The sequence below is a fragment of the Mycobacteriales bacterium genome (assembly GCA_040902655.1).
In the GTDB taxonomy this organism is placed as follows: domain Bacteria; phylum Actinomycetota; class Actinomycetes; order Mycobacteriales; family SCTD01; genus SCTD01.
On record JBBDWV010000018.1, the window covers coordinates 1 to 21274 of the forward strand.

Below are 21274 nucleotides of genomic sequence, written 5' to 3' on the forward strand. Positions count from 1 at the left end.
ACCCAGGCGGGACTCACACCCGCTGGCCTGATCCAGCTTGCAGGACGCAACATGGGGGCGACCCTATGCCGGGCTCAGCTCTCCACGGACGAGACCTCGGCCAGCCGCCAGGTGTCGCGACCCGCCCGCTTGGCGGCGTAGAGCGCCTCGTCGGCGCGGCGCAGCAGCATCGTGGAGGTGGCGCCGTGCGCGGGGAAGACCGCGACGCCGACACTGACCGACACCTCGAGCGGCGGCTCGCCCGGCTCCCCGAACGGCCTGCGCCGCACTGCCGCGCGGATCCGCTCGGCCGCCTGCACGGCGCCCTCCTCGTCGGTCTCCGGGAGGAGGACGACGAACTCCTCGCCGCCGTAGCGCGCCAGCGTGTCGACGTCGCGCACCTGACCGCGGACCCGCGCGGCCAGGTCGACCAGCACGGCGTCGCCGCGCTGATGTCCGTGCACGTCGTTGACGAGCTTGAAGTGGTCGAGGTCCAGCAGCAGCAGCCCGAGTGGCCGGCCGAACCGGGCCGCACGCTCGATCTCCCTGCCGATGGTCACCGCGAAGTGGCGGTAGTTCGCCAGCCCCGTCAGGCCGTCGGTGATCGACAGCCGGCGCGCCTCTTCGTGCAGCAGGACGTTGTCGACCGCGACCGTCGCCTGGCTGGTGAAGGTGCGGAGGGTGACCAGGTCGGCCTCCTCGAAGGCCTCCCCGTCGGCGCGGTCGTAGACCGTCAGGACGCCGATGACGTTCGCGGAGCTCTTCAGCGGTACGGCCAGCAGGGCCTGCGCAGCCGGCTCCCCCGGGTCCGGTGTCAGCCCCTCGGCGACCCAGCCGCGCACCGCCTCCCCGCTGCGGGCGACGCGGCCGGCGACGCCGGCTCCGACCGGAAGGCGCAGGTCGCAGGCGACGCCGCGCTCCTCGAGGCCCTGCCCGACTGCGAGCTCGAGGTGCGTACCGTCGGCGCTCAGCAGGAACACCGCTCCGGCCTGGGCCCTGGTGGAGCTCATCGCGGTGTCGAGCACCACGGTGAGGATCCGGTCGAGGTCGTGCGTCCCGGACAGCGTGTCGCCGATCCGCGCGACCCCGGCCTGCAGCTCGTCGCGGCTGGCCTGCAGCGCCCCGACGTAGCGGCGCAGCTCCCCGGTCATCGTGTTGAACGACGCGGCCAGGTGGCCGAGCTCGTCCCGGGAACGCACCTCGATCGTCGTCTCCAGGTCGCCACCGGCCACCCGCGCCGCGGCGGCGCCGAGCTCGCCCAGCGGGCGGGTGGTGGCGCGCGCGAGCAGCAGGGCGATCACCGCGGCCAGCAGCACCGCGCCGGCAGTCACTGTCAGGCCGATCAGGAGGACACCCGGTCCCTCGCCCTGGCGCTGGCTGACCAGGACCGCGACCGGCTGACCGGGGCGGGCGGGGGTGAGGACCGCGATCCTGTCCCAGCCGGAGACCGGCGTCGTCTCCGCCTGCACGGCGGCCCGCACCAGCGGACCGGGCACCGGCGCGCTGGCCGCGACCGGCTGGCCGGCGGCGAGCAGGACGACCTCGCCGACACCGGCCGAGGTGCGCAGCGTGCGGGCCAGCGCGTCGTCGACGGTGAAGGCGGCGACCGCAGCACCGGCCGGCGAGTCCTGGGTGCCGCCTCCCCTGCGGTTCAGCGAGACGACGGCGGCGATCTGGACCGCGCCCGCCGTGCGGACGGACTGGCCGGTGCTGCAGTCCCGCGACGGCACATCGGGGGCCTGACCGGCCTCGCCTGCGGTCGTGCCGTCGGCGGTCGTCACCCGCATTCCGTCCGCCAGCCCGCGGCGGACCAGTTCCTCGAGGGCCGGTCTCAGGGCAGCGTCGTCCGGCCCGGTGGTGGCTGCGGCCACCCGGGCCGCGGCCTCGGCGCCGGCCCGGGCCCGGTCGCAGAGCGAGGCGACCACCGCGGCCGCCAGGCGGCTGCTCGAGGTCAGACCCTGCGCCTGGCGCTCCGCGATCGCGGCCGGCAACACGGTGGTCAGCAGCGCGACCACCACGAGCAGCGGGACGAGCACGACGAGGACGAAGGCGGCCGTCAGCCGCGTCCGCAGCGTCACCAGGCCCTCCCGTTCGTCCTCGGCACCGGACTGCGATGCTCGCACGGTGATCGGCGTGCGCGGGGTTCCTGGGGAGGGTGTCCCCGTCGGGGGTGTCCCCGTCGGGGGTGTCCCCGTCGGGGGTGTCCCCGTCGGGGGCGTTCCCGTCGGGGGTGTCCCCGTCCGGGGCGTTCCCGACAAGGCGGGGATACGCCGGGCCGTTCTCTCCCGCCGCGCCGCGTTGCCGCCGGAGACCCGGGACCGGGCCGGACGGGCAGCCGCCGACGCGTTGGCCGGTCGTGCCTGGCGCAAGGTCGCGGCCTACCTCGCGGTCGGTGGCGAGCCGGAGACGGCGGCGCTGCTGGCGGCGCTGGGCGAGCGGGAGGTGCTGCTCCCGGTACTGCTGCCGGACCGCGACCTGGACTGGGCGCGTGCCGACGGCGGGATCGCGCGGGGACCGCACGGACTGCTGGAGCCGCAGGGGCGGCGGCTGGGTCGCGAGGCCGTGGCCGACTGCGACCTGGTCGTCGTCCCCGCGCTGTCCGTCGACGGCAACGGCAACCGGCTGGGCCGCGGCGGGGGTTCCTACGACCGGGTGCTGCCGCGTACCCGCGGCTGGGTGGTGGCGCTGCTGCACGACGGCGAGATGATCGCCCCGCTGCCCGCCGAACCGCATGACGCACCCGTGCACGCCGTGGTCCTGCCGAGCCGGGGGCTGGTCCGCCTCCGGCCGCACCCGTCGGACGGCGCCGACACCTCCACCACGGGAGCCGGCACCTCCACCACGGGAGCCGGCACCTCCACCACGGGAAGGGTCACATGAACAACGGATTCGAGGACCTGCTGGCCGCCAACGAGGCCTACGCGGCGAGCTTCAGCAGCGGCGGGCTCGAGGGCCGCGCCGCCCGCGGCCTGGCGGTCGTGACGTGCATGGACTCGAGGATCGAGCCGCTGCAGATGCTCGGGCTGTCCAAGGGCGACGCCAAGATCCTGCGCAACGCGGGCGGCCGGGTCACCGACGGCGTGCTGCGCGCCCTGGTGCTGGCGACCCACCTGCTGGGCGTGCACCGGGTGATGATCGTCGAGCACACCGACTGCCGGATGGCCAAGGTCACCGACGATCAGGCGCACCACGCGATCCTCGAGCAGTCCGGGATCGACACGCGCAGCCTGGATTTCCAGACCATCCCGGATCAGGCGACGACCCTCGCGAGGGACGTCCAGCGGGTCCGCAGCTTTCCCTACCTGCCGGCCGGGCTGGCCGTCGTCGGCTGCCTCTACGACGTCACCAGCGGAAGGGTGCGGGTCAAGGTGCCGCTGGAGGACCAGGAGCCTGCGGGGGAGTGAGGGACTCACCCGCTTCCACGGTCCCCGCTGCCGGCCGCCGCGCCGCGAGCCAGAACGGCTTCCGGCTCATCACGGCGCCGAGTTGTCGTCCGTCATAGCGTTCCCACGTGCGACCCCGTCAACTGACTCATCGGAGGTTCAGCATGGCTGCTCCGACGCTCACGCTCAGGCGCCCGACACGACGTAAGTCACTCAGCTACTTCAAGGGGTCGATCCTCGAACACCCGGACAACTCCGACCCGGCTGCGGTTGGGGCCATCGTGCACGTCTTCTTCCCTGGAATCCCGTTGCAGCACTGGGGGGCGGTCGCTGCCGACGCCTTGGTCGAGGCCCTCGACCCGGCTGGCGTCTGGTACCGCATCGAGCAGTGGCACGCCGGAGAAACCACTCTGTCTCCCACCGGACCGGACCTGCACCTCGTCGACGCGACTCTGCGCTGTCTCGGCACGATGTCAGCGGACGCCGCGACGCCGGGAGCACGCCCGCGTCAATGACGCGATCCCGCGTGCAGCACGGCGCTTTCTGCTCGGGCACTCGTCGCACCTACGCAGCAGTCGTCCTGAAGCCCACGAACGTCGCCGATGCTGTGATCAACGCCGTCTTCCCGCACATTTCCGCCGTACCGGAAGTGAGCAAGCCCGGCGTTGATCACGACCGGAGGCTGGGCCGGGGCGCGCGACGGCGGCGGTTCTGCGACGTGGCAGCAGGTCGGGCGCTCGGGCAGCCGCTACCGGCGTGTCGGCCGTGCCGGGCCCCAGGCCGACACGAGTCCAAGATCTTCGGAACATCCACAGGGCCAGGGGCCTGTGGATGTTCCGAAGATCTTGCTCAGGTTCGGCGGCACCCTGACATCCACGACCGGCGGCACCCGGCCACCGGCGAGAGGCGGCAAGAGGCGGCGAGAGGCCGCGGCGCCTCGCCGCTGACCTCAGCAACACACAGCAGCCGGTTCTGCGGCGGGGTGCGAACGGTGCAGACGACCGGGTCTGCTCGTCGACCCCTTGCCGGGCCCCTCTGCGCAGGCACCAGCGCAATCCGGTACTCATCCGGGCGAACAGTCACGGTCACGGGCGGAAAGACGCCGCCATGCGCTTTCCGCCCATCGTCACGCTGGCCGCAACGGCCACGCTCACCGACAGCTCGTTGGACCGCCGAGGGCGTCATCCGGCACACTGGCACTCAGCAACCGCGAGTGCCAGCCCTCCAGGAGGAGACCGTGCCCACCTACCAGTACGCCTGCACCGCGTGCGGCGAGCGCCTGGAGGCCGTGCAGACCTTCACCGAGGCGTCGCTGACCGAGTGTCCAGCGTGCTCCGGCGCGCTCCGCAAGGTCTTCAGCGCCGTCGGCGTGGTCTTCAAGGGCTCCGGCTTCTACAAGACCGACAGCCGGCAGGCTCCCAAGAGCGGCAGCAGCGAGAGCAAGGACTCCGGTGAGAGCTCGTCCACCGGCTCGGACAAGACCGCCGGCTCGGACAAGACCAGCGGCTCGGCCGACTCCTCGACACAGACCGGGAACGGCAAGGGCTCGGGCAGCAACGGCTCCTCGGAGTCCAGGTCCTCGTCGGCCTCCAAGGGCGGCGGCGAGGGCAGCGGCAAGGGCAGCGGCGAGGGCGGCGGCAAGGGTGGTGCTCCGGCCAGGACCTCCGCCAGCCCGGCCGGCAAGAGCGCCTGACCCTTCTGTGGACGGCGGCCCGCTGAGCCGCGGCCGGCGCAGCCGGCTCTAGGGTCGGCTCCCTCGGTCACGACAGGGAGCAGCAACGGTGCAGACGATCGGCGTTCTCGGCGGCTCGGGGCTCTACGCGCTGCTGGAGGGCGCGCGCGAGGTTGCGGTCGAGACGCCGTACGGCCTGCCGAGCGACCCGCCGGTCGTCGGCGAGTTCGGCGGCCGGCAGGTGGCGTTCGTGCCGCGGCACGGCGCGGACCACCGCCTCCCGCCGCACCGGATCCCGTACCGCGCGAACCTGTGGGCGCTGCGCAGCCTGGGTGTCCGGCAGGTGCTCGCGCCGTGCGCCGTCGGCGGGCTGCGGCCCGCGCTCGGGCCGGGCTCGTTGGTGGTGCCCGACCAGCTGGTGGACCGCACCTCCGGGCGGGCCCAGACCTTCCATGACGTGGGCGCGGTGCACGTGCCGTTCGCCGAGCCCTACTGCCCCACCGGCCGGCGTCTTGCCGTCGAGCGCGCCGGCGCCGCCGGTTGGCCGGTGACCGACGGCGGGACGATGGTCGTCGTGGAGGGTCCGCGCTTCTCGACCCGGGCGGAGTCGCAGTGGTTCGCCGCGCAGGGCTGGGACGTCGTCAACATGACCGGTCATCCGGAGGCGGTCCTGGCCCGTGAGCTGGCCCTCTGCTACACCGCGATCGCGCTGGTGACCGATCTCGACGCGGGGATCGAAGGCGGACCGGCGGTGACCCAGGCCGAGGTCTTCCGGGTCTTCGGCGAGAACACCGCCCGGCTCCGCTCGCTGCTGCTGGAGGTGGTGGCCGCGCTTCCGGAGCAGCAGGACTGCTCCTGCGGATCCGCGCTGGACGGTATCCCGCACGACCTGCAGCTGCCGTGAGCAGCCGGCTGGCACCACGCGATCTGCTGCGCGCGGCCGCCCGGCACCGGGCACTGCTGGCCGCCGGCCTCGCGGCGGCGGCGGTCGCGAGCGGGCTGTCGGTGGTGGCGCCGGCTGCAGAGGCGACCGTCCCGGTGCTCACGGCCGCCCACGACCTGGCCGCCGGCAGTGTCCTGTCGGCGGACGACCTGGTCGCGGCGCAGGTGCCCCGGGCCCTCGTGCCGGCGGGCGCGCTGTCGGAGTTCGACGGGGTGGCCGGCCGGCTGGTCGCCGGACCGGTGCGCCGCGGGGAGCCGCTGACCGACGTCCGCCTGCTCGGCGCAGCCCTGCTTCCCCGCGGTGCGCAGGTGGCCGTGCCGGTGCGGCTGGCCGAGCCGTCGACCGGCGCACTGGTGCAGGCGGGTGACACCGTGGACGTGCTGTCCGCCTCCCCCGAGGGCGGTGCGGCGGCGCGGGTGGTCGCCACCGGGCTGGCCGTCCTGGCGGTGCCTGCGCTCGAGAGCTCCGCCGGGGAGGGTGCCCTGCTCGTGCTGGCCGCCTCTCGTCCGGCCGCGGCCCGGCTGGCCGCCGCGGCCGTGACCGGTCGGCTGTCGGTCGTCGTGCACGGCCGGTGACCCGCGGCCGCTGACTCCAACCCGAACGAAAGAGGTGCACATGGAAGGCTTCAAGAAGTTCCTGCTCCGCGGCAACGTCGTCGACCTGGCCGTCGCGGTGGTCATCGGCGCGGCCTTCGGCGCCGTCGTCACGGCGTTCGTCAGCGCCTTCATCACACCGCTGGTCGGTGTGTTCACCGGCGCCGCAGGAGATTTCTCCGCCACGTCCTTCGACATCGGCGGCGCGACGTTCCCCTACGGCCAGTTCGTCGACGCGCTGCTCGGGTTCGTCATCATCGCGTCCGTTGTGTACTTCTTCGTCGTCCGGCCGGTGAACCGGCTGATGGAGCGCTTCAAGACCGAGCCCGACGTCGTGTCCACGACCAAGGCCTGCCCCCAGTGTCTGTCGAACATCCCGCAGGCGGCGACACGCTGCGCCTTCTGCACCGTCGAGCAGCCGGTCTGACGAGCCGGTCAGGGACCCCCCGGTCAGGGACCATGGTGCGGCGGTACCTCGCGCCGCAGCCGCTCGTCGTCGTCGTCCGGCGGTGGCGCAGCCCAGGGCTCCCGCACGTCGAGGTCGGGCTCCGCGACGGGCGACGGATCGGGGAAGGCGTCGGCCGGCCCGACCGCTCGCCGCCGCCGCCGGCGGGCCGGGCGCGGCTCCGCATCGCCGTCGGCAGGACCTTCCCGGCTCGTCCCGGCTACCCTCTTCGTGGTCCCGCCTCCGTAGCTCAGTGGACAGAGCGCCTCCGTCCTAAGGAGGGCGTCGGGAGTTCGATTCTCTCCGGGGGCACGCAAGCGTGCGGCCGAGCTACATCCGCGGACGGTCGTACGCCGACGTCGGTGCGTCCAGCGCGCTGGTCGGTGCGGCGGTCGTGGTGCCGGCGTCCGGGAAGGACGGGCTGGCCGGAGTAGTCGGGTAGGCCTCCTGCGGGGACGCGCTCCTGACCTTGTCCTTCTCGTCGCCGGCCTTGCTCAGCAGGTCCTCCCAGCGACTCTGCATCGGCTTGATGAGGCCACCGCCGGCGCCGACGATGATCACACCGGCGACGGTGGCGAGGATCGCGTAGAGCAGCGGCCCGGTCACCGTGGTGGCGACCCCGACCTGGTCCAGGGCGGACTTCACGAACAGCAGCAGGACCAGCAGGCTCGCGGCATTGGCCAGGATCGTGCCGTACGACAGGCCGCCGAGGATGTTGGACAGGAACGTCTTGACGGTGCTGGCAAAGACGGCGCCGATGACGACGAGAACGATCGCCACGAGGATGTTGGGGATCAATGCGATGAAGGCGGCCAGCGGCTGCTGCAGCGCGGCGATGCCGAGTGCGCTCACCGCGGCGGACAGGAACGGGATGAAGATCGCGAAGAAGACGAGCTTGGCGACGATGTCGCTGGCGTCGTACGAGCTCCTCGCCAGCGCCCTCTTGATCCCACCGCGCTCGACGGCGCGGTCGAAGCCGGCCCGCTCGAGCAGCGTGTCGACGAGCTTGGCCACCAGCTTCGCGACGACGTAGCCCACCAGCAGGATGACCAGGAACCCGAGCAGCTTCGGGATGAAGGTCGCGACGCTGCGGAAGCCGTCGGTGACCGGCCCTTCGAGGTCCAGGGCGAGCGGTGCGGACATGACTTCTCCTCCGGTGCAGGGTGGTTACGCCCGGCAGCTGGCCTCGGCGCTGCCGACGGTTGTTCCCCTCGCGGCGCCGCTGACGCCGCCGCCGGGTAGCGGTTCAGCAGAGGTGGTTCACGTCGTACGGCTGACCGCTCTGCTCGGGCTGGACCTGCACCATCACGACCGGGCCGCCGCTGAAGCTGATGTCCTTGCCGCACATGTCGGCAGGCGCCTCCCCTGTGGCGGCGCGGAACACCCACGCCTGCAGGTGCTCCACCCGGAAGTCGCCCAGAATGTTCTCCCAGTCCGGCGAGCTGCTGTCGGCGCGGTCGGAGTAGAAGCCGACCCGGTAGCCGGCGTCGCGCAGCGTCGCGACGGTCCCGTTGATGACCGCGCGGTTGACAGCGACGGCCGCGGCGTAGCCGGTCTGCCAGAACGGGCCGTCGGTGTACGGGCCCTCCACGTCCAACCAGACCATCGGCTTGCCGCCGCCCGGCGCGGTGGGCAAGCGCGGCAGGGCGTACTCCGCGATCCGCACGCCGTACTGCCGCCCGCAGGTACTGGTCGGCGTACCGGTGCCGCAGACCTCCGTCCAGACCCGGCCGCCGGGACTGTCGCGGACGCCGGGCGCGTCGGTGTTCAGGTAGACCGACGGCTCGCCCGGAAGCGAGGACGCCCAGCTCCACTGCGCGGCGAAGCACTCGTTGTCGGTGAACGGCGCGCCGCGGGTCCGCCCGACGACGGCGAAGGCGCCACCCTCCGGCAGGTTGCTGGTCGTGGCGCCGCGCGTGGTGCACTGCGGCCAGGAGATGTCCCAGCCCTGTCCGGCGGCCGCGAACCAGCCGGCGAGGTCCACGACCAGGCTCAGCTCGCCACTGTTGTTGCGCACCGTCACGCGGCCGTCCCGGCCGACCTGCACGACCACCGCGTTGGGGACCGTCTGCCCGCCCACGGCGTTGAGGTTGCTGACCTCCGGCGGAGCGCCGCCGCTGGTGGGGTAGACGCGGACGTCGGTGCTGGCCGTCGCGCCCACCGCCGTCACGTTGAGCACGACCGCGCCGGCGACCGCGGGCACGGCGCCGCGCCCGGCGACGAGCAGGTCGTAGGTCGCTCCCGGGCCGAGCCTGAACGGCGGCGTCCCCGGGGCGCCGGCCGGATACAGCGGCGCGGGGGTCGTCTCCCGTGAGTCCAGCAGGCGGACCGGGTCCACCGGGTGGAAGGCGGCCCGCTCCGAGCCGCCGACGTACCAGCCGGCCAGGTCCGCGAGCAGGTGTGTGCGGCCGGCCGCGTTGCGCAGGTTCACCCGCGAGTCCTCGCCCACCGCCACCACCACGAGGTTCGGGACGGTGCGGCCGCGGGCGGCGTTGACGTTGCTGACCTCCGGGACCGCGCCGCCGCTGCGGGTGGGATAGACGCGGACGTCGGTGCTCGCGCTGGGGGCCACTGCCGTGACGTTCAGGACGATCGCGGTCGCGTCCGCCGGAACTCCGGAGGCGGCGCCGCGCCGCGCGGTCCGCACATCCAGCTCACGCACCTCGGCCGCCTCCAGCGGCGTGCCGTCACGGGTGTCGAGCAGCCGGACCGGCGCCTGCGGGACGTACGTGGACCCGGCGCGCGTCTCGTCGTAGTACCCGGACAGGTCCCCGACCAGGTGCAGCTGGCCGGCCTCGTTGCGCAGTCGCACCGAGCCGTTCCGGCCGACCTTGACGGTGACGAGGTTGGCCACGGTGGCGCCGGCGACGACGTTGAGGTTGCTGACCGTCGGCACGAAGCTGTCCGCTGGGGTGGGATAGACCCGCACGTCCGTGGCCGAGCTCGCCCTCGTCGCCGTCACGTTCAGGACCACCGCGGTCGCGGTGAGCGGCACCCGCACGCCGTCGGCCACCCGGAGGTCGAGGGTCCTGCCCGGCCCGACCGCAGCCTCGGGGGCACCCACCCCCTCCCGCGTGTCCAGCAGCCGCACCGGGTCCAGCGGCACGTACACCGCCTGGCCGGCCGCCGGCGTCGCGGCCACGGCCGGTGGCGCCGAGACGGCGGGCAGGGCGGCGAAGGCGAGCAGGGCGGCGAGCGGGAGACCGAGGCGTGTCACGCGCGGACGGTAGCGCCTGTCAGCCGGTCCGCGCCTGGCCAGCCTGCGGATCGCGCGCGTCGTAGGACCGGAAGCCCTTGGCGCCCGCGGCGATCGCCGCAGTGATGCCGACGACCGCCAGCCCACCGGCGACCGAGGAGTTCTGCAGGCCGATCAGCTCGGCGCCACCGCCTGCCCGCGCGTCGCCGAGGCGGGGTCCGCCGGCGACCACGATCAGGAAGACCCCACCGAGCCGGCCGCGCATCTCGTCCGGTGCGGCGGCCTGCAGGATCGCGGTCCGGAAGGCCGCTGAGACCATGTCGGCCGCCCCGGCCGCGGACAGCAGCAGCAGCGCCAGCCAGAGCAGGTCGGTGAGCCCGAACAGCGTGATGGCGGCGCCCCAGACCAGCACCGAGACCAGCACCGCCACCCCCTGGCGATGCACCCGGCCGAACCAGCCGGAGAACAGGGCTCCGAGCAGGGCGCCGGCCGCGAGCGAGGAGTAGAGCAGCCCGGCCGTCTGCTCACCGCCGCCGAACACCTCCTCGGCCAGCCCCGGGAACAGCGCCCGTGGCATCGCGAACACCATCGCCACCAGGTCGACGACGAAGGTCATGAGCAGCACCTGGCGGGTGCGCAGGAAGCTCAGCCCCTCGAGCACGCTGGCGGTACCCGCGCGGCGCCCGCCGCCGGTCGGCGGCATCGAGGGCAGCCCCGCGACGGCGACGAGCGCGGCGAGGAAGGTGACGGCGTCCAGGCCGTACGCCGCCTGGTAGCCCACCTGGGCCACCAGCACCCCGGCGATCAGCGGCCCGACCGTGACCGCGAGGTTGAACTCGACCAGCTTGAGCGCGTTGGCTGCGGGCAGCAGCTCGGTGCGCAGCAGCCGCGGCACGATGGCCTGACGCGCCGGACTGTCGACGGCCGAGCAGGCGGCCTGCCCCGCCACCACGACGTACAGCAGCCAGACCTGCCCGTAGCCGGCCGCCGCCTGCGCGACCAGCACCAGCGACAGCAGCAGCTGTCCGGAGGTGGTGACCAGCACCAGGCGCCGGCGGTCCACCGCATCGGCGATCGCCCCGCCGTACAGCCCGAACACGACGAGCGGCAGCAGGCCGGCCAGACCGACCAGGCCGACGGCGGCCGACGAGCGGGTCAGCGCGTAGACCTGCAGCGGCACCGCGACCAGCGTCACCCAGGTGCCGATGACCGAGACCGCCTCGCCGAGGATCAGCCGGCGGAAGGCCGGCGACTCCCGCAGCGGAGTGAGGTCCAGGGTCGCGCCGCGCAGCCGCGCCCCGATCCCCGTCTGCCTGCCCGGGCGGGTCACGGTGCGAGGCGCTCGAGGACCCAGCCGGCGTCGCCGAGGCGGTAACGCAGCCGGTCGTGCAGCCGGTCCGGGCGGCCCTGCCAGAACTCCACCGCCGAGGGCACGACCCGCAGCCCGCCCCAGAAGTCCGGCACCGGTACCTCTCTGCCCGCGAAGGCCGCCTCCAGGGCCGCCCGTCGCTGCTCGAGCACGCTCCGGCCGGGAAGCACCGTCGACTGCCGCGAGGCCCAGGCGGCGATCTGTGAGCCGCGCGGCCGGGAGCGGAAGTAGGCCTGCGTCTGTGCGCGCGTGACGTGCTCGACCGTCCCCTCCACCAGCACCTGCCGCTCGAGCTCCACCCAGGCGAACAACAGCGACGCGTGCGGATTGGCCAGCGCCTCACGCGCCTTGCGCGAGGTGAGGTTGGTGAAGACCACCAGACCGCGCTCGTCGTAGGCCTTGAGCAGCACCGTGCGGGCGCTCGGCACGCCCGCGGCCGTCGCGGTGGACAGCACCACGGCGTTCGGCTCGGTGAGGGCGGCCGCATCGGCGAACCAGCGGGCGAACTGCTCGCTCCAGGTCGGCGCCAGGTCCTGCTCGGACAACCCCGCACGCACGTAGTCCCGGCGCAGGTCGGCCACCGAGCGCTCGTCCGTCACCGCCGCGAGGCTAGCCGCGGACCGGCTCAGGGGCAGCCGGCAGGCCGATCCGCCGGTCCGGCAAGATGGACCGCGGACCTGACCGGTCCCACCGACCGCCCACCTCGCAGACGGGGAGCCGCTACATGGCCGACGAGACGTTGTTCAGGCCCGGACTCGAAGGCGTCGTCGCCTTCGCCTCGGAGATCGCCGAGCCCGACAAGGAGGGCAGCGCGCTCCGCTACCGCGGCGTGGACATCGAGGAACTCGTCGACAACGTCAGCTTCGGCAACGTGTGGGGTCTGCTCGTCGACGACAAGTTCAACCCGGGCCTGCCACCGGCCGAGCCGTTCCCGCTGCCGGTGCACTCCGGGGACATCCGGGTCGACGTGCAGTCCGCGATCGCGATGCTCGCCCCCGCCTGGGGGCTGCAGCAGATGCTCGACATCGACGTCGACCAGATCCGCGAGGACCTCGCGCGGGTGTCGGTCATGGCGCTGGCCTTCGTCGCCCAGTCGGCCCGTGGCCTCGGCAAGCCGATGGTCCCGCAGAGCGAGGTCGACAAGGCCAAGACGATCGTCGAGCGCTTCATGATCCGCTGGAAGGGCGACCCGGACCCCCGACACACCCGCGCCGTCGACGCCTACTTCGTGTCGGCCGCCGAGCACGGCATGAACGCGTCGACCTTCACCGCGCGGGTGATCGCCTCGACCGGCGCCGATGCCGCCGCGTCGATCTCCGGCGCCATCGGCGCGTTGTCCGGCCCGCTGCACGGCGGTGCGCCGTCCCGCGTGCTGACGATGCTGGACGAGGTCGAGCGCAGCGGTGACCCGGTCAAGTACGTCAAGGGTCTGCTCGACCGCAAGGAGCGGTTGATGGGCTTCGGGCACCGCGTCTACCGCGCGGAGGACCCCCGCGCGCGGGTGCTGCGCCGAACGGCGCAGGAGCTCGGCTCGCACCGGTACGACGTGGCCGACGCGCTCGAGAAGGCGGCCATCGAGGAGCTCACGGCGCGCTATCCGGACCGACCGCTGCGCACCAACGTCGAGTTCTGGTCCGCGGTCGTGCTCGACTTCGCCGAGGTGCCGGCGCACATGTTCACCTCGATGTTCACCTGCGCCCGCACCGCCGGCTGGAGCGCGCACATCCTGGAGCAGAAGAAGCTGAACAAGCTGATCCGCCCGTCGGCGAAATACGTCGGGCCGGCGCCGCGGCCGGTCGGCGACGTCGACAGGGACACCCTGCCGGCCGGGAACCAGGTCTAGCCGATGACCGTACAGATCCCCCAGGACCTGCTGCCGCAGGACGGCCGGTTCGGCGCCGGCCCGGGCAAGGTACGACCGGCGCAGCTCGAGGCGCTCGTCGCGACCGGCCGGTCCTACCTCGGCACCTCCCACCGGCAGGCGCCGGTGCGCGACCAGGTCGGACGGCTGCGCAGCGGACTGCGCGAGCTGTTCGCGCTGCCGGAGGGCTACGAGGTCGTGCTCGGCAACGGCGGCGCGACCGAGTTCTGGGACATCGCGACGTTCGGCCTGATCGCGCACCGGTCGCAGCACCTGAGCTTCGGCGAGTTCAGCTCCAAGTTCGCGGCGGCTGCGGCGGCGGCGCCGTTCCTGGCCGACCCGTCGGTGCGCAAGAGCGACCCTGGCACGCACCCGCTGCCGGTCGCCGAAGCGGGCATCGACCTCTACGCGCTGACCCACAACGAGACCTCGACCGGCGTGATGATGCCGGTCCTGCGGGTGGCGGGCGCCGACGAGGGTGCGCTGGTGGCCGTGGACGCGACCAGCGGCGCGGGGGGTCTGCCGGTCGACGCCGAGCAGTTCGACGTCTACTACTTCTCGCCCCAGAAGTGCTTCGCCTCCGACGGGGGGCTGTGGATCGCGCTGATGTCCCCCGCCGCGCTCGAACGGGTGGCCGCGGTGCGGGCCTCCGGCCGCTGGGTGCCGGCGTCGTACGACCTGACGATCGCGCTCGACAACTCCAGGCTGGACCAGACCTACAACACCCCTGCGCTCGCGACCATCTTCCTGATGGCCGAGCAGGTCGACTGGATGAACGCCCAGGGCGGGCTCGACTGGGCCGTCGCACGCACCCGCGACTCGAGCGACCGGCTCTACGGCTGGGCGCAGAAGTCGGCGGTCGCCTCGGCGTTCGTCAGTGATCCCGCCATGCGCTCGCAGGTCATCGGCACCATCGACTTCGATGCGTCGGTGGACGCCGCGCAGGTGGCGAAGGTGCTGCGCAGCAACGGAATCGTCGACACCGAGCCCTACCGCAAGCTCGGCCGCAACCAGCTGCGGATCGCGATGTTCCCCGCGGTGGAGCCGGCGGACGTGGAGGCGCTGACCGGCTGCATCGACTACGTGGTGGAGAGGGTGTCCTGACCCCGCCGCCGCCGCTGCGGCAGGCGTGGGTGCCGCGCGTCCTGAACGTCGCGCTGGCCGTCCTCCTGCTGCTGCTGGTCGCGCCGGTCGTGACCGAGTTCGGCGGCAAGCGGTGGTACGTCCAGGCCTTCTTCGTCGGCTTCGCGATCCCCGTCTTCCTGCTGGTCGCCGCCTGCCTGAGCTCAGCCGCCCGGCCCGGCTCGCTCGGCCGGGCGGCGCGCGGCCGCCGGAGGCGCGCCGGGCGCGGCGTCGAGGTCGAGCCGCCGCACGTGGACGTGCGGCCGGCGGCGCACCAGGTGCGGCTCGAGCCGCAGCGACCGGACCCGCGTCATGACGACGGCGGCGACGACTCCTGACAGGGCGGTGACGATCCCGCCTGCGACGATGCTGGTGCGCGGCCCGAACGCCTCGGCGACGGCGCCGACGAGCGGCCCACCGATCGGCTTGCCGCCGACGAAGACCAGGATGTAGAGGGCCATCACCCGACCGCGGACCTGCGGCGCGGTGCCGAGCTGGACGATCGCGTTCGCGGAGGTCGTGAAGACGAGCGCGACCGTGCCGGTGGGCACGAGCAGCAGGGCCATCGACGGATAGGTCGGCGCCAGCCCGACGGCGACCACCAACAGTCCGAGGGCGCCCGCACCGGCGAACAGCGTGCGCTGGCGCGGTGGCCCCCTGCGACGGGCACTGACCAGGGCACCGAGCAGCGACCCGGCGGCGAAGCAGGCCGACAACAGCCCGTACGCACCGGCGTCGAGTTGGAAGACGCCCTTGACCACCAGCGCCAGGGTGATCTCGAAGTTCAGCCCGAAGGTGCCGACGAGGAAGACCAGCACCATGGGCACCAGCAGGTCCGGCCGGGAGCGGACGTACGACAGGCCCTCGCGCAGCTGGCCCTTCGCCCGGGTCAGCCGCTGGGACGGGTAGAGCTCGGCGGTCCGGATCGCCCGCAGACCGAGCAGCACCGCGACGTAGGACAGCGCGTTGGCGGCGAAGACCCAGCCGGTGCCGACCGCGGCGATCGCCAGCCCCGCGACCGCCGGCCCGATGATCCGGGCCGAGTTGAACGTCGCGCTGTTCAGGCTGACCGCGTTGGGCAGGTCGTCCGAGCCGACCATCTCCGACACGAACGCCTGCCGGACGGGCGTGTCGACGACCGACGCGAGCCCAAGACCGAAGGCCAGCGCGTAGACCTGCCACAGCTGCACGATGCCGCTGAGGTCGAGCACGGCGAGGACGAGCGCGAGCCCACCCATGGCCGCCTGCGCACCGATGAGCAGCATGCGTTTGTCGTAGCGGTCGGCCAGGACTCCGCCGTACAGCCCGAACAGCAGCACCGGCAGGAACTGCAGCGCGGTGGCGATGCCGAGGGCCACCCCGGAGTTGCCGGAGAGCTCGAGGACCAGCCAGCTCTGCGCCACGCGCTGGGCCCAGGTGCCGGACAGGCTGACGACCTGGCCGGCCGCGAACAGCCGGTAGTTGCGGACCCGCAGCGAGCGGAAGGTGCCGCCGCCCGGCCGCCCGCGCTCCGGGCTCATGACCACACTCATGTCGAGGCCAGCCGGTCCAGGAGGGCGGCTGCACTGCGCAGGATGTCGCGGTCCGCGGGGTCGAGCTCGCGCAGCCGATGGGCCAGCCACGCCTCACGGCGGCGCCGGTCCTCGCGCAGCAGCGCCACGCCCTGCGGGCTGGCGGCGAGCAGGACCTGCCGCCCGTCGGTGGGGTGACCGGTGCGGGTCACCAGCCCGGCGGCCTCCAGCGAGGCCGCCACCCGGGTCATCGACGGCGGCTGCACCCGCTCGGCGGCGGCCAGCTCGCTGGGCGTCAGCGGGCCGTGCCGCTCGAGGGTGGCCAGCGCCGCCAGCTGCGACAGGGTCAGCGAGCTGTCGGCGCGCTCCGAACGCATCCGCCGGGCCAGCCGCATGACGGCCAGGCGCAGTGTGCTGGCGAGGGCGGTGTCGGAGACGGGAGCCATACCCGCGACAACTCCTTCGCGCCGCTAAGGATTCCCTGAGCGGTTCAGCCGATCAGGATTGCCTCGAGCGGGCCGATGCCGAAGTAGACGAGGAACAGCGCCGCGATGACCCACAGCAGCGGGCTGACCTCGCGCGCCTTGCCCTGCGTCGCCTTGAGCAACGCGTAGGTGATGAACCCGGCGCCGATGCCGTTGGTGATCGAGTAGGTGAAGGGCATGAGCACGATGGTGAGGAACGCCGGGATCGCGACCGCGTAGTCGTCGAAGTCGATGTTGCGGATCTGGGTGAGCAGCAGGAAGCCGACGACCACCAGCGCCGGTGCCGCAGCCTCGAACGGCACGATCGTGACCAGCGGTGTCAGCAGCAGGGCGACCAGGAACAGCAGGCCCGTGACGACACTGGCCAGTCCGGTACGCGCGCCGTCACCGACGCCGGCAGCGGACTCGATGTAGGTCGTGTTGGAGGAGGCCGAGGCGGCGCCACCGGCCATGGCGGCCAGCGAGTCCACGAGCAGCACCGAGTCGGCACCCGGCAGGCGGCCCTCCTCGTCGAGCAGCCCGGCCTCCTGCCCGACACCGACCACCGTCCCCATCGTGTCGAAGAAGTCGGCCAACATCAGCGTGAACACGAGCAGCAGGGCGGCCACGACGCCCACCCTGGCGAAGCCGCCGAACAGCGAGAACTGGCCGAGCAGCGACAGGTCGGGCAGGTCCACGACCGACTCCGGCAGGGCTGGGACATTGAGCTGCCAGCCGCGCTCGTTCACCTCCTCGGGCGAGACGAACGAAGGGCCGACATCGAAGATCGCCTCGACCACGATGGCCAGGACGGTCGTGAACACGATGCCGATCAGGATCGCTGCGGTCGTCTTCCGGGCGACCAGGACGGCCGTGACGAGCAGCCCGAGCACGAAGACCGCGGTCGGCCAGCCGGTGAGTTCGCCGCTCGATCCGAGCTGCAGCGGCACCGGAGTGTTCGCCGCGTCCGGGATCCGCCGGACGAAACCGGCATCGACGAAGCCGATCAGGGCGATGAACAGGCCGATGCCCACACTGATGGCGGTCTTGAGCTCCAGCGGGATCGCGTTGAAGACCGCTGTGCGGAAGCCGGTGAGGACCAGGAGGGCGATCACGAAACCCTCGAGGACCACCAGCCCCATGGCGTCCGCCCAACTCATCTGCGAGGCGACGGAGAAGGTCACGAAGGCGTTGAGCCCGAGCCCGGTCGCGATGGCGAACGGGTAGCGGCCCCACACCCCCATCAGGAGGGTCATGACGGCGGCGACCAGCGCGGTGACGGCAGCGACCTGCGGGATCCCCAGAGTGCGCCCGTCGGCGTCGGGCACCGTGCCGATGATGAGCGGGTTGAGCACCACGATGTAGGCCATCGTGAAGAAGGTGGTGAGCCCCCCGCGTACCTCCGTGCGGACGTTCGACCCGCGCTCGGTGATCTTGAAGTAGCGGTCCAGGCCGTTGCGCGGCGGGGTCGTCGTCCCGCTCTCCTGCGTGGTCATGCGCAGAGGGTGCCAGACGCAGGTTCGCGCGGCGTACCGTGTCGGCGTGCCGAGCCGAAGCGGAAGCCGTACCGGCCCTGTCCCCCTCGAGACCGACGACGTCAAGCTGGTGGCGGTCGGCACGACGCTGTGGGCGCTCGGTCTGCTCGTGCTCGTCGTCCTGCGGCTGACCGGCGCCGCCGAGGTCCGTACCTGGTGGATGGGCATGTGCGGCTACGGGATCGCCCTCGGGCTGTACGGCATCCACTACTGCCGACGGCGCCGCGACGCCCGTACCCGGCCAGCCGCAGGTGGCTGAGCTCACGGTCCGGCAGCGTGCGGTCCTGCGTGCGCTGGTGGACACGGCGGTCCCGTCCCTGCAGGTCAAGGACGATCCGCACGGCTTCTGAGCGCTGTCCGGCTCCGCCGTCGGCGCCGACGTGGCGCTCGAGCAGGCGCTGACGCAGCTGCCGGAGGTCGACCGGGCCGGTATCGCCCAGCTGCTGAACGGCCTGGGGATGCTCGGCTTCCAGCGCCAGGGGCGCCGGACCCGCGAGGCGGATGGGCACCGACCCGACGACCTCGGTGGCGCAGGTCACCGGTGAGCTGCACGACGTCGGCGGTGTCTGGGTCGGCGACACCAGCGCGTTCCCGACGGCGTCCGGTGCGAACCCCATGCTCACCTGCATGGCTCTGGCGCACCGCACGGCCGAGTACATCAGCGGCGCGCGCGTCGTCGCCGACCGGTCCGCGCCGAACACCCGCGACAGCGCCCCCGCCGCCTGAAGGGCACTGCGGACCACTCGCGCGACAGCATCTTCGTGGCCGGAGCGTGGGTTGCCCTACTACGGCGGCGACGAGGCGGTCGGCGGAGATTCGGCGGTCGGCGGAGATATTGTGCGGGCCCGTCGCGGTGACTGTCCGGTGTGGCCGACCTGGTTCCTGCGACCGCCGGTTCGGCCGGTCCGCCGGGTCCCATGGCGTGGCGGTGCGGCGCGGGAGCCCGCGGTGCCGTGGGTGGTTATCCGGAGGGGCCGTCGTCCAGCCGTGCTGGTTGAGGTAGCGGCCGTCCTCGAGCCGGAGCGTCAGGGTCAGGCCCGTGTTGTGCAGGTCGTGGTGGCTCTGCTTGCAGACCGGGACGGTGTCCTGGGTGCGGTGTGCAGCTTACGGGCATCGACATCGGCCACCCGGGCCGGCCACCCCGCCCTCAACCCCGTCCTACGCGAAATTGCCACTGTCCGGCATGTTTCGGTTTTCCACAGGGCCCGGTTGATCTTGGCACCAGCCGCCGCACGTGTTCCCCAAAGCGCCTGACACGCTCTGGCCATGGACATCAGCCGCACAGTCGGCGCGCTGTGCGGGATCGCGGCTCCGGTCGCCTTCGTGGGCGCCTGGCTGGTGGGCGGGCTGCAGACCAGCGGCTACGACCCCATCGGGCAGGCGATCAGCCAGCTGGCCCGCGAGGGAGCGCCGACGAGGACCCTCATGACCACCGGTCTGGTCGCCTTCGGCCTGCTGATGCCGGTCTGGGCGCGGGTGCTGGCGCACGAACTCGGCAGCCGGACTGTGGGCCGCACAGTCACCGTCGCCGGGCTGGCCACCCTGGCGGTGGCACTGCTCCCGCTCAGCCGGGAGGGCGTCGCACTGCAGGACTCGCTGCACGCGGTCGCGGCCGGTGTCGGCTACGTCGCCATGGCGCTCACTCCTCTGGTCGCCGCGGGCGCGCTCCGGCGAGGCGGGCACGGGCGGGCGGCAACCGCCTCCCAGGGCGTCGGGCTGGTCTCGGTCGTCGCCCTGGTCGGCACCGTCAGCCTGCTCGGGTTCAGCGGCGGCCTGCAGCGCCTGGGGCTCGGCGTGGTCGACGTCTGGCACGTGGCCGCGGGGGTCTGGGTGCTCCGGCGCACGCGCTCCGGATAGGCCCGTCGGACTTCTGGCTGCGGGACGTCACACCTCGTCCAGGTCCGCCTCCGCGTCCGAGGCGTTTCCGCGCAGCCGGGTGAGGATCTCGTGCCGCCCTCCCCAGTGCCCCAGCCGCCAGGCAAGGGCCCGCGACTCACCCTCCGGACCGACCACGTGGTCGACACCTGGTTCGTGCACCCACACCACCTCGACGGGCTGCCCGCCGGCCGTGTGCACGCGCAGCACGTCGTGGCGGCACACCCGGGCGTCGGCCCCGGGGGCGTCCCACGGACGTCCCCCGGCGCACTCGACAGCGACCGCGGGCACGACCTCCGACGCCAGCGCCAGGTCCAGCCTCCCGGCCAGCGCCCGAGCGAGGTCCAGCGGCACCGGCACCACGGCGTACGGCGCGATGCGCGCGAGCAGGTCCGGCCGGTCGACGACCACGGCATCCTCGGCGGGCACGACCTGCAGCTCTCCGTCGAGCACGGCGCGCACCGCGACCGGCGGCCGCACCTCGGCTCTGGCCAGTGCCGCGTGCAGCGCGCGGACCTGCCGGCGACCGAGCGCCCGGTCGGACGCAAGCCGGTCCAGCACGTCGTCGGGGTCGTCGGCCAGCACCTCCACCAGCGAGCTGCGGGCGCCGAGGAACATCGCCTGCTGCGGGTCGCCGGGCGCGTCCTCGTAGAGCCCCACGAGCAGCGGGTCGGACCGGGGCACCCGCAGCTCGCGCGGCCGACGGCCGGACAGCACCGGGGTGTCGGCGAGCCACCAGCGAACGTAGGGCAGCGAGAGCAGCCCGCCCGACTCGAGAATCTCGAGCGCCTGGGGCCAGGCGTCGTCGCGGACGAGGTCGAGGTCGCGCACGACGACCCCGGGCTCCTCGTCCGGTCCGAGCGAGGCCAGCCAGTCCTCCAGGCCGTCGACGCCCTCGCTGCCGTCCTCGACCAGCAGCGTGGCGAAGCCGCGGATCACTCCCACCGCCACCAGCACGTCCTCGTGCGCCACGCCGGTACGCACCACCCCGACGCCGGCGTCCCGGTCGACCAGCCGGGCCAGCGGCCCGGCCGGCAGCAACAGCTCTCCCGCCGGCCGCCAGCCGCCGTCCTCGTCCGGCAGCGGCAGCGTCGCCAGCCACGGCAGCTCGCCCGGCCGCAGGCCCGCGGCACCGACCAGGGACAGCACCGCTGCCACGATCGCGGCCAGCTCCTCCTCGTCGGCCGCGGCCTCGACGGCGGCGCGTACGCGCGGGTCCTCCAGCAGCGCCCGCGGCTCGGCGTCGACCATGCCGAGGCGGAGCAGCAACGGGCGGGTGGCCTCCGGGTGCCCGACACGGAGCCCGAGCGGCGGGAGGTCGACCAC

General features: G+C 73.2%; 22 protein-coding genes and 1 tRNA gene. 14 read left to right on the plus strand and 9 right to left on the minus strand.

Features of this window, described 5'->3' with window-relative positions; translation table 11 throughout:
• Window positions 1–74 precede the first annotated feature (74 nt).
• The gene (locus tag WD794_05570) at window positions 75–2057 is read right to left on the minus strand and encodes a diguanylate cyclase (GenBank protein ID MEX2289781.1); all 1983 of its coding nucleotides are present in this window, start codon (window positions 2055–2057) and stop codon (window positions 75–77) included.
• 46 nt (window positions 2058–2103) lie between these two features.
• Between WD794_05570 and WD794_05575 the strand changes: the two genes are divergently transcribed.
• The 8 genes from WD794_05575 (at window position 2104) to WD794_05610 (ending at window position 7327) form a co-directional block, all read left to right on the plus strand.
• Window positions 2104–2859, plus strand: a complete 756-nt coding sequence (locus tag WD794_05575) for a 5-formyltetrahydrofolate cyclo-ligase (protein ID MEX2289782.1) — start codon at window positions 2104–2106, stop codon at window positions 2857–2859.
• Window positions 2856–3383 (plus strand): carbonic anhydrase, encoded by a 528-nt coding sequence (locus WD794_05580; GenBank protein MEX2289783.1) that lies wholly within the window; start codon window positions 2856–2858, stop codon window positions 3381–3383. The genes WD794_05575 and WD794_05580 overlap by 4 nt, the downstream gene beginning before the upstream one ends.
• A 143-nt stretch (window positions 3384–3526) precedes the next feature.
• Window positions 3527–3877 (plus strand): hypothetical protein, encoded by a 351-nt coding sequence (locus WD794_05585; protein MEX2289784.1) that lies wholly within the window; start codon window positions 3527–3529, stop codon window positions 3875–3877.
• A gap of 722 nt (window positions 3878–4599) precedes the next feature.
• Window positions 4600–5055, plus strand: a complete 456-nt coding sequence (locus WD794_05590) for an FmdB family zinc ribbon protein (protein MEX2289785.1) — start codon at window positions 4600–4602, stop codon at window positions 5053–5055.
• Window positions 5056–5143: 88 nt separating this feature from the next.
• Window positions 5144–5938, plus strand: a complete 795-nt coding sequence (locus WD794_05595; protein MEX2289786.1) for an S-methyl-5'-thioadenosine phosphorylase — start codon at window positions 5144–5146, stop codon at window positions 5936–5938.
• Window positions 5935–6552, plus strand: a complete 618-nt coding sequence (gene cpaB, locus WD794_05600) for a Flp pilus assembly protein CpaB (GenBank protein MEX2289787.1) — start codon at window positions 5935–5937, stop codon at window positions 6550–6552. Before WD794_05595 ends, cpaB begins: the two co-directional genes overlap by 4 nt.
• 40 nt (window positions 6553–6592) lie before the next feature.
• On the plus strand, window positions 6593–6997 hold the full coding sequence (gene mscL, locus WD794_05605) for a large conductance mechanosensitive channel protein MscL (GenBank protein ID MEX2289788.1): 405 nt from the start codon (window positions 6593–6595) through the stop codon (window positions 6995–6997).
• Between the two features lie 257 nt (window positions 6998–7254).
• Window positions 7255–7327, plus strand: a tRNA-Arg gene (locus tag WD794_05610).
• 18 nt (window positions 7328–7345) lie between these two features.
• Here the strand turns inward: WD794_05610 and WD794_05615 are convergent.
• The 4 genes from WD794_05615 to pdxH all read right to left on the minus strand — a co-directional run bounded on the left by WD794_05615 (window position 7346) and on the right by pdxH (window position 12179).
• Window positions 7346–8158, minus strand: coding sequence for a hypothetical protein (locus tag WD794_05615; protein MEX2289789.1), 813 nt, complete (start codon window positions 8156–8158; stop codon window positions 7346–7348).
• 103 nt (window positions 8159–8261) lie between these two features.
• A complete protein-coding gene (locus WD794_05620; protein ID MEX2289790.1) occupies window positions 8262–10232 on the minus strand; it encodes a hypothetical protein in 1971 nt (656 codons plus the stop codon).
• Between the two features lie 19 nt (window positions 10233–10251).
• Entirely contained in the window at window positions 10252–11541 is a 1290-nt protein-coding gene (locus WD794_05625) for an MFS transporter (GenBank protein ID MEX2289791.1), read from the minus strand.
• Window positions 11538–12179, minus strand: a complete 642-nt coding sequence (pdxH, locus tag WD794_05630) for a pyridoxamine 5'-phosphate oxidase (protein ID MEX2289792.1) — start codon at window positions 12177–12179, stop codon at window positions 11538–11540. The genes WD794_05625 and pdxH overlap by 4 nt, the downstream gene beginning before the upstream one ends.
• A 125-nt stretch (window positions 12180–12304) precedes the next feature.
• On the opposite strand from pdxH, the gene WD794_05635 reads away from it, so the two are divergent.
• Window positions 12305–13423: a citrate synthase 2 gene (locus WD794_05635; protein MEX2289793.1), complete on the plus strand. Its 1119-nt coding sequence runs from the start codon at window positions 12305–12307 to the stop codon at window positions 13421–13423.
• A 3-nt stretch (window positions 13424–13426) separates the two neighbouring features.
• Window positions 13427–14545, plus strand: coding sequence for a phosphoserine transaminase (serC, locus tag WD794_05640; protein MEX2289794.1), 1119 nt, complete (start codon window positions 13427–13429; stop codon window positions 14543–14545).
• A gap of 182 nt (window positions 14546–14727) precedes the next feature.
• Here the strand turns inward: serC and WD794_05645 are convergent, their stop codons facing one another.
• The 3 genes from WD794_05645 to WD794_05655 are packed head-to-tail and all read right to left on the minus strand — an operon-like array spanning window position 14728 to window position 18034.
• Entirely contained in the window at window positions 14728–16083 is a 1356-nt protein-coding gene (locus WD794_05645) for an MFS transporter (protein MEX2289795.1), read from the minus strand.
• An 8-nt stretch (window positions 16084–16091) separates the two neighbouring features.
• On the minus strand, window positions 16092–16520 hold the full coding sequence (locus tag WD794_05650) for a MarR family transcriptional regulator (GenBank protein MEX2289796.1): 429 nt from the start codon (window positions 16518–16520) through the stop codon (window positions 16092–16094).
• Window positions 16521–16564: 44 nt separating this feature from the next.
• The gene (locus tag WD794_05655) at window positions 16565–18034 is read right to left on the minus strand and encodes an NCS2 family permease (GenBank protein ID MEX2289797.1); all 1470 of its coding nucleotides are present in this window, start codon (window positions 18032–18034) and stop codon (window positions 16565–16567) included.
• A 46-nt stretch (window positions 18035–18080) separates the two neighbouring features.
• Here WD794_05655 and WD794_05660 point away from each other — a divergent pair, with 46 nt between their 5' ends.
• The 4 genes from WD794_05660 (at window position 18081) to WD794_05675 (ending at window position 19930) form a co-directional block, all read left to right on the plus strand.
• Window positions 18081–18332, plus strand: coding sequence for a hypothetical protein (locus tag WD794_05660; GenBank protein MEX2289798.1), 252 nt, complete (start codon window positions 18081–18083; stop codon window positions 18330–18332).
• A gap of 121 nt (window positions 18333–18453) precedes the next feature.
• On the plus strand, window positions 18454–18618 hold the full coding sequence (locus WD794_05665; protein ID MEX2289799.1) for a hypothetical protein: 165 nt from the start codon (window positions 18454–18456) through the stop codon (window positions 18616–18618).
• Window positions 18575–18799 carry a GMC oxidoreductase gene (locus tag WD794_05670; protein MEX2289800.1) on the plus strand — a complete coding sequence of 75 codons (225 nt, stop codon included), beginning with the start codon at window positions 18575–18577 and terminating at the stop codon, window positions 18797–18799. Before WD794_05665 ends, WD794_05670 begins: the two co-directional genes overlap by 44 nt.
• Window positions 18800–19339: 540 nt before the next feature.
• Window positions 19340–19930, plus strand: a complete 591-nt coding sequence (locus WD794_05675) for a DUF998 domain-containing protein (GenBank protein MEX2289801.1) — start codon at window positions 19340–19342, stop codon at window positions 19928–19930.
• A gap of 27 nt (window positions 19931–19957) precedes the next feature.
• On the opposite strand, the gene WD794_05680 is transcribed toward WD794_05675, so the two are convergent.
• Window positions 19958–21274, minus strand: a complete 1317-nt coding sequence (locus WD794_05680) for a hypothetical protein (protein ID MEX2289802.1) — start codon at window positions 21272–21274, stop codon at window positions 19958–19960.

What these genes read in the sequence shown, in the direction of transcription:
- WD794_05580 (MEX2289783.1), top strand. Translation starts at nt 2,856, where the DNA reads ATGAACAACGGATTCGAGGACCTGCTGGCCGCCAACGAGGCCTACGCG.
- WD794_05585 (MEX2289784.1), top strand. Translation starts at nt 3,527, where the DNA reads ATGGCTGCTCCGACGCTCACGCTCAGGCGCCCGACACGACGTAAGTCA.
- mscL (MEX2289788.1), top strand. Translation starts at nt 6,593, where the DNA reads ATGGAAGGCTTCAAGAAGTTCCTGCTCCGCGGCAACGTCGTCGACCTG.
- WD794_05615 (MEX2289789.1), bottom strand. Translation starts at nt 8,158, where the DNA reads ATGTCCGCACCGCTCGCCCTGGACCTCGAAGGGCCGGTCACCGACGGC.
- WD794_05635 (MEX2289793.1), top strand. Translation starts at nt 12,305, where the DNA reads ATGGCCGACGAGACGTTGTTCAGGCCCGGACTCGAAGGCGTCGTCGCC.
- serC (MEX2289794.1), top strand. Translation starts at nt 13,427, where the DNA reads ATGACCGTACAGATCCCCCAGGACCTGCTGCCGCAGGACGGCCGGTTC.
- WD794_05645 (MEX2289795.1), bottom strand. Translation starts at nt 16,083, where the DNA reads ATGAGCCCGGAGCGCGGGCGGCCGGGCGGCGGCACCTTCCGCTCGCTG.
- WD794_05650 (MEX2289796.1), bottom strand. Translation starts at nt 16,520, where the DNA reads ATGGCTCCCGTCTCCGACACCGCCCTCGCCAGCACACTGCGCCTGGCC.
- WD794_05655 (MEX2289797.1), bottom strand. Translation starts at nt 18,034, where the DNA reads ATGACCACGCAGGAGAGCGGGACGACGACCCCGCCGCGCAACGGCCTG.
- WD794_05670 (MEX2289800.1), top strand. Translation starts at nt 18,575, where the DNA reads ATGGGCACCGACCCGACGACCTCGGTGGCGCAGGTCACCGGTGAGCTG.
- WD794_05675 (MEX2289801.1), top strand. Translation starts at nt 19,340, where the DNA reads ATGGACATCAGCCGCACAGTCGGCGCGCTGTGCGGGATCGCGGCTCCG.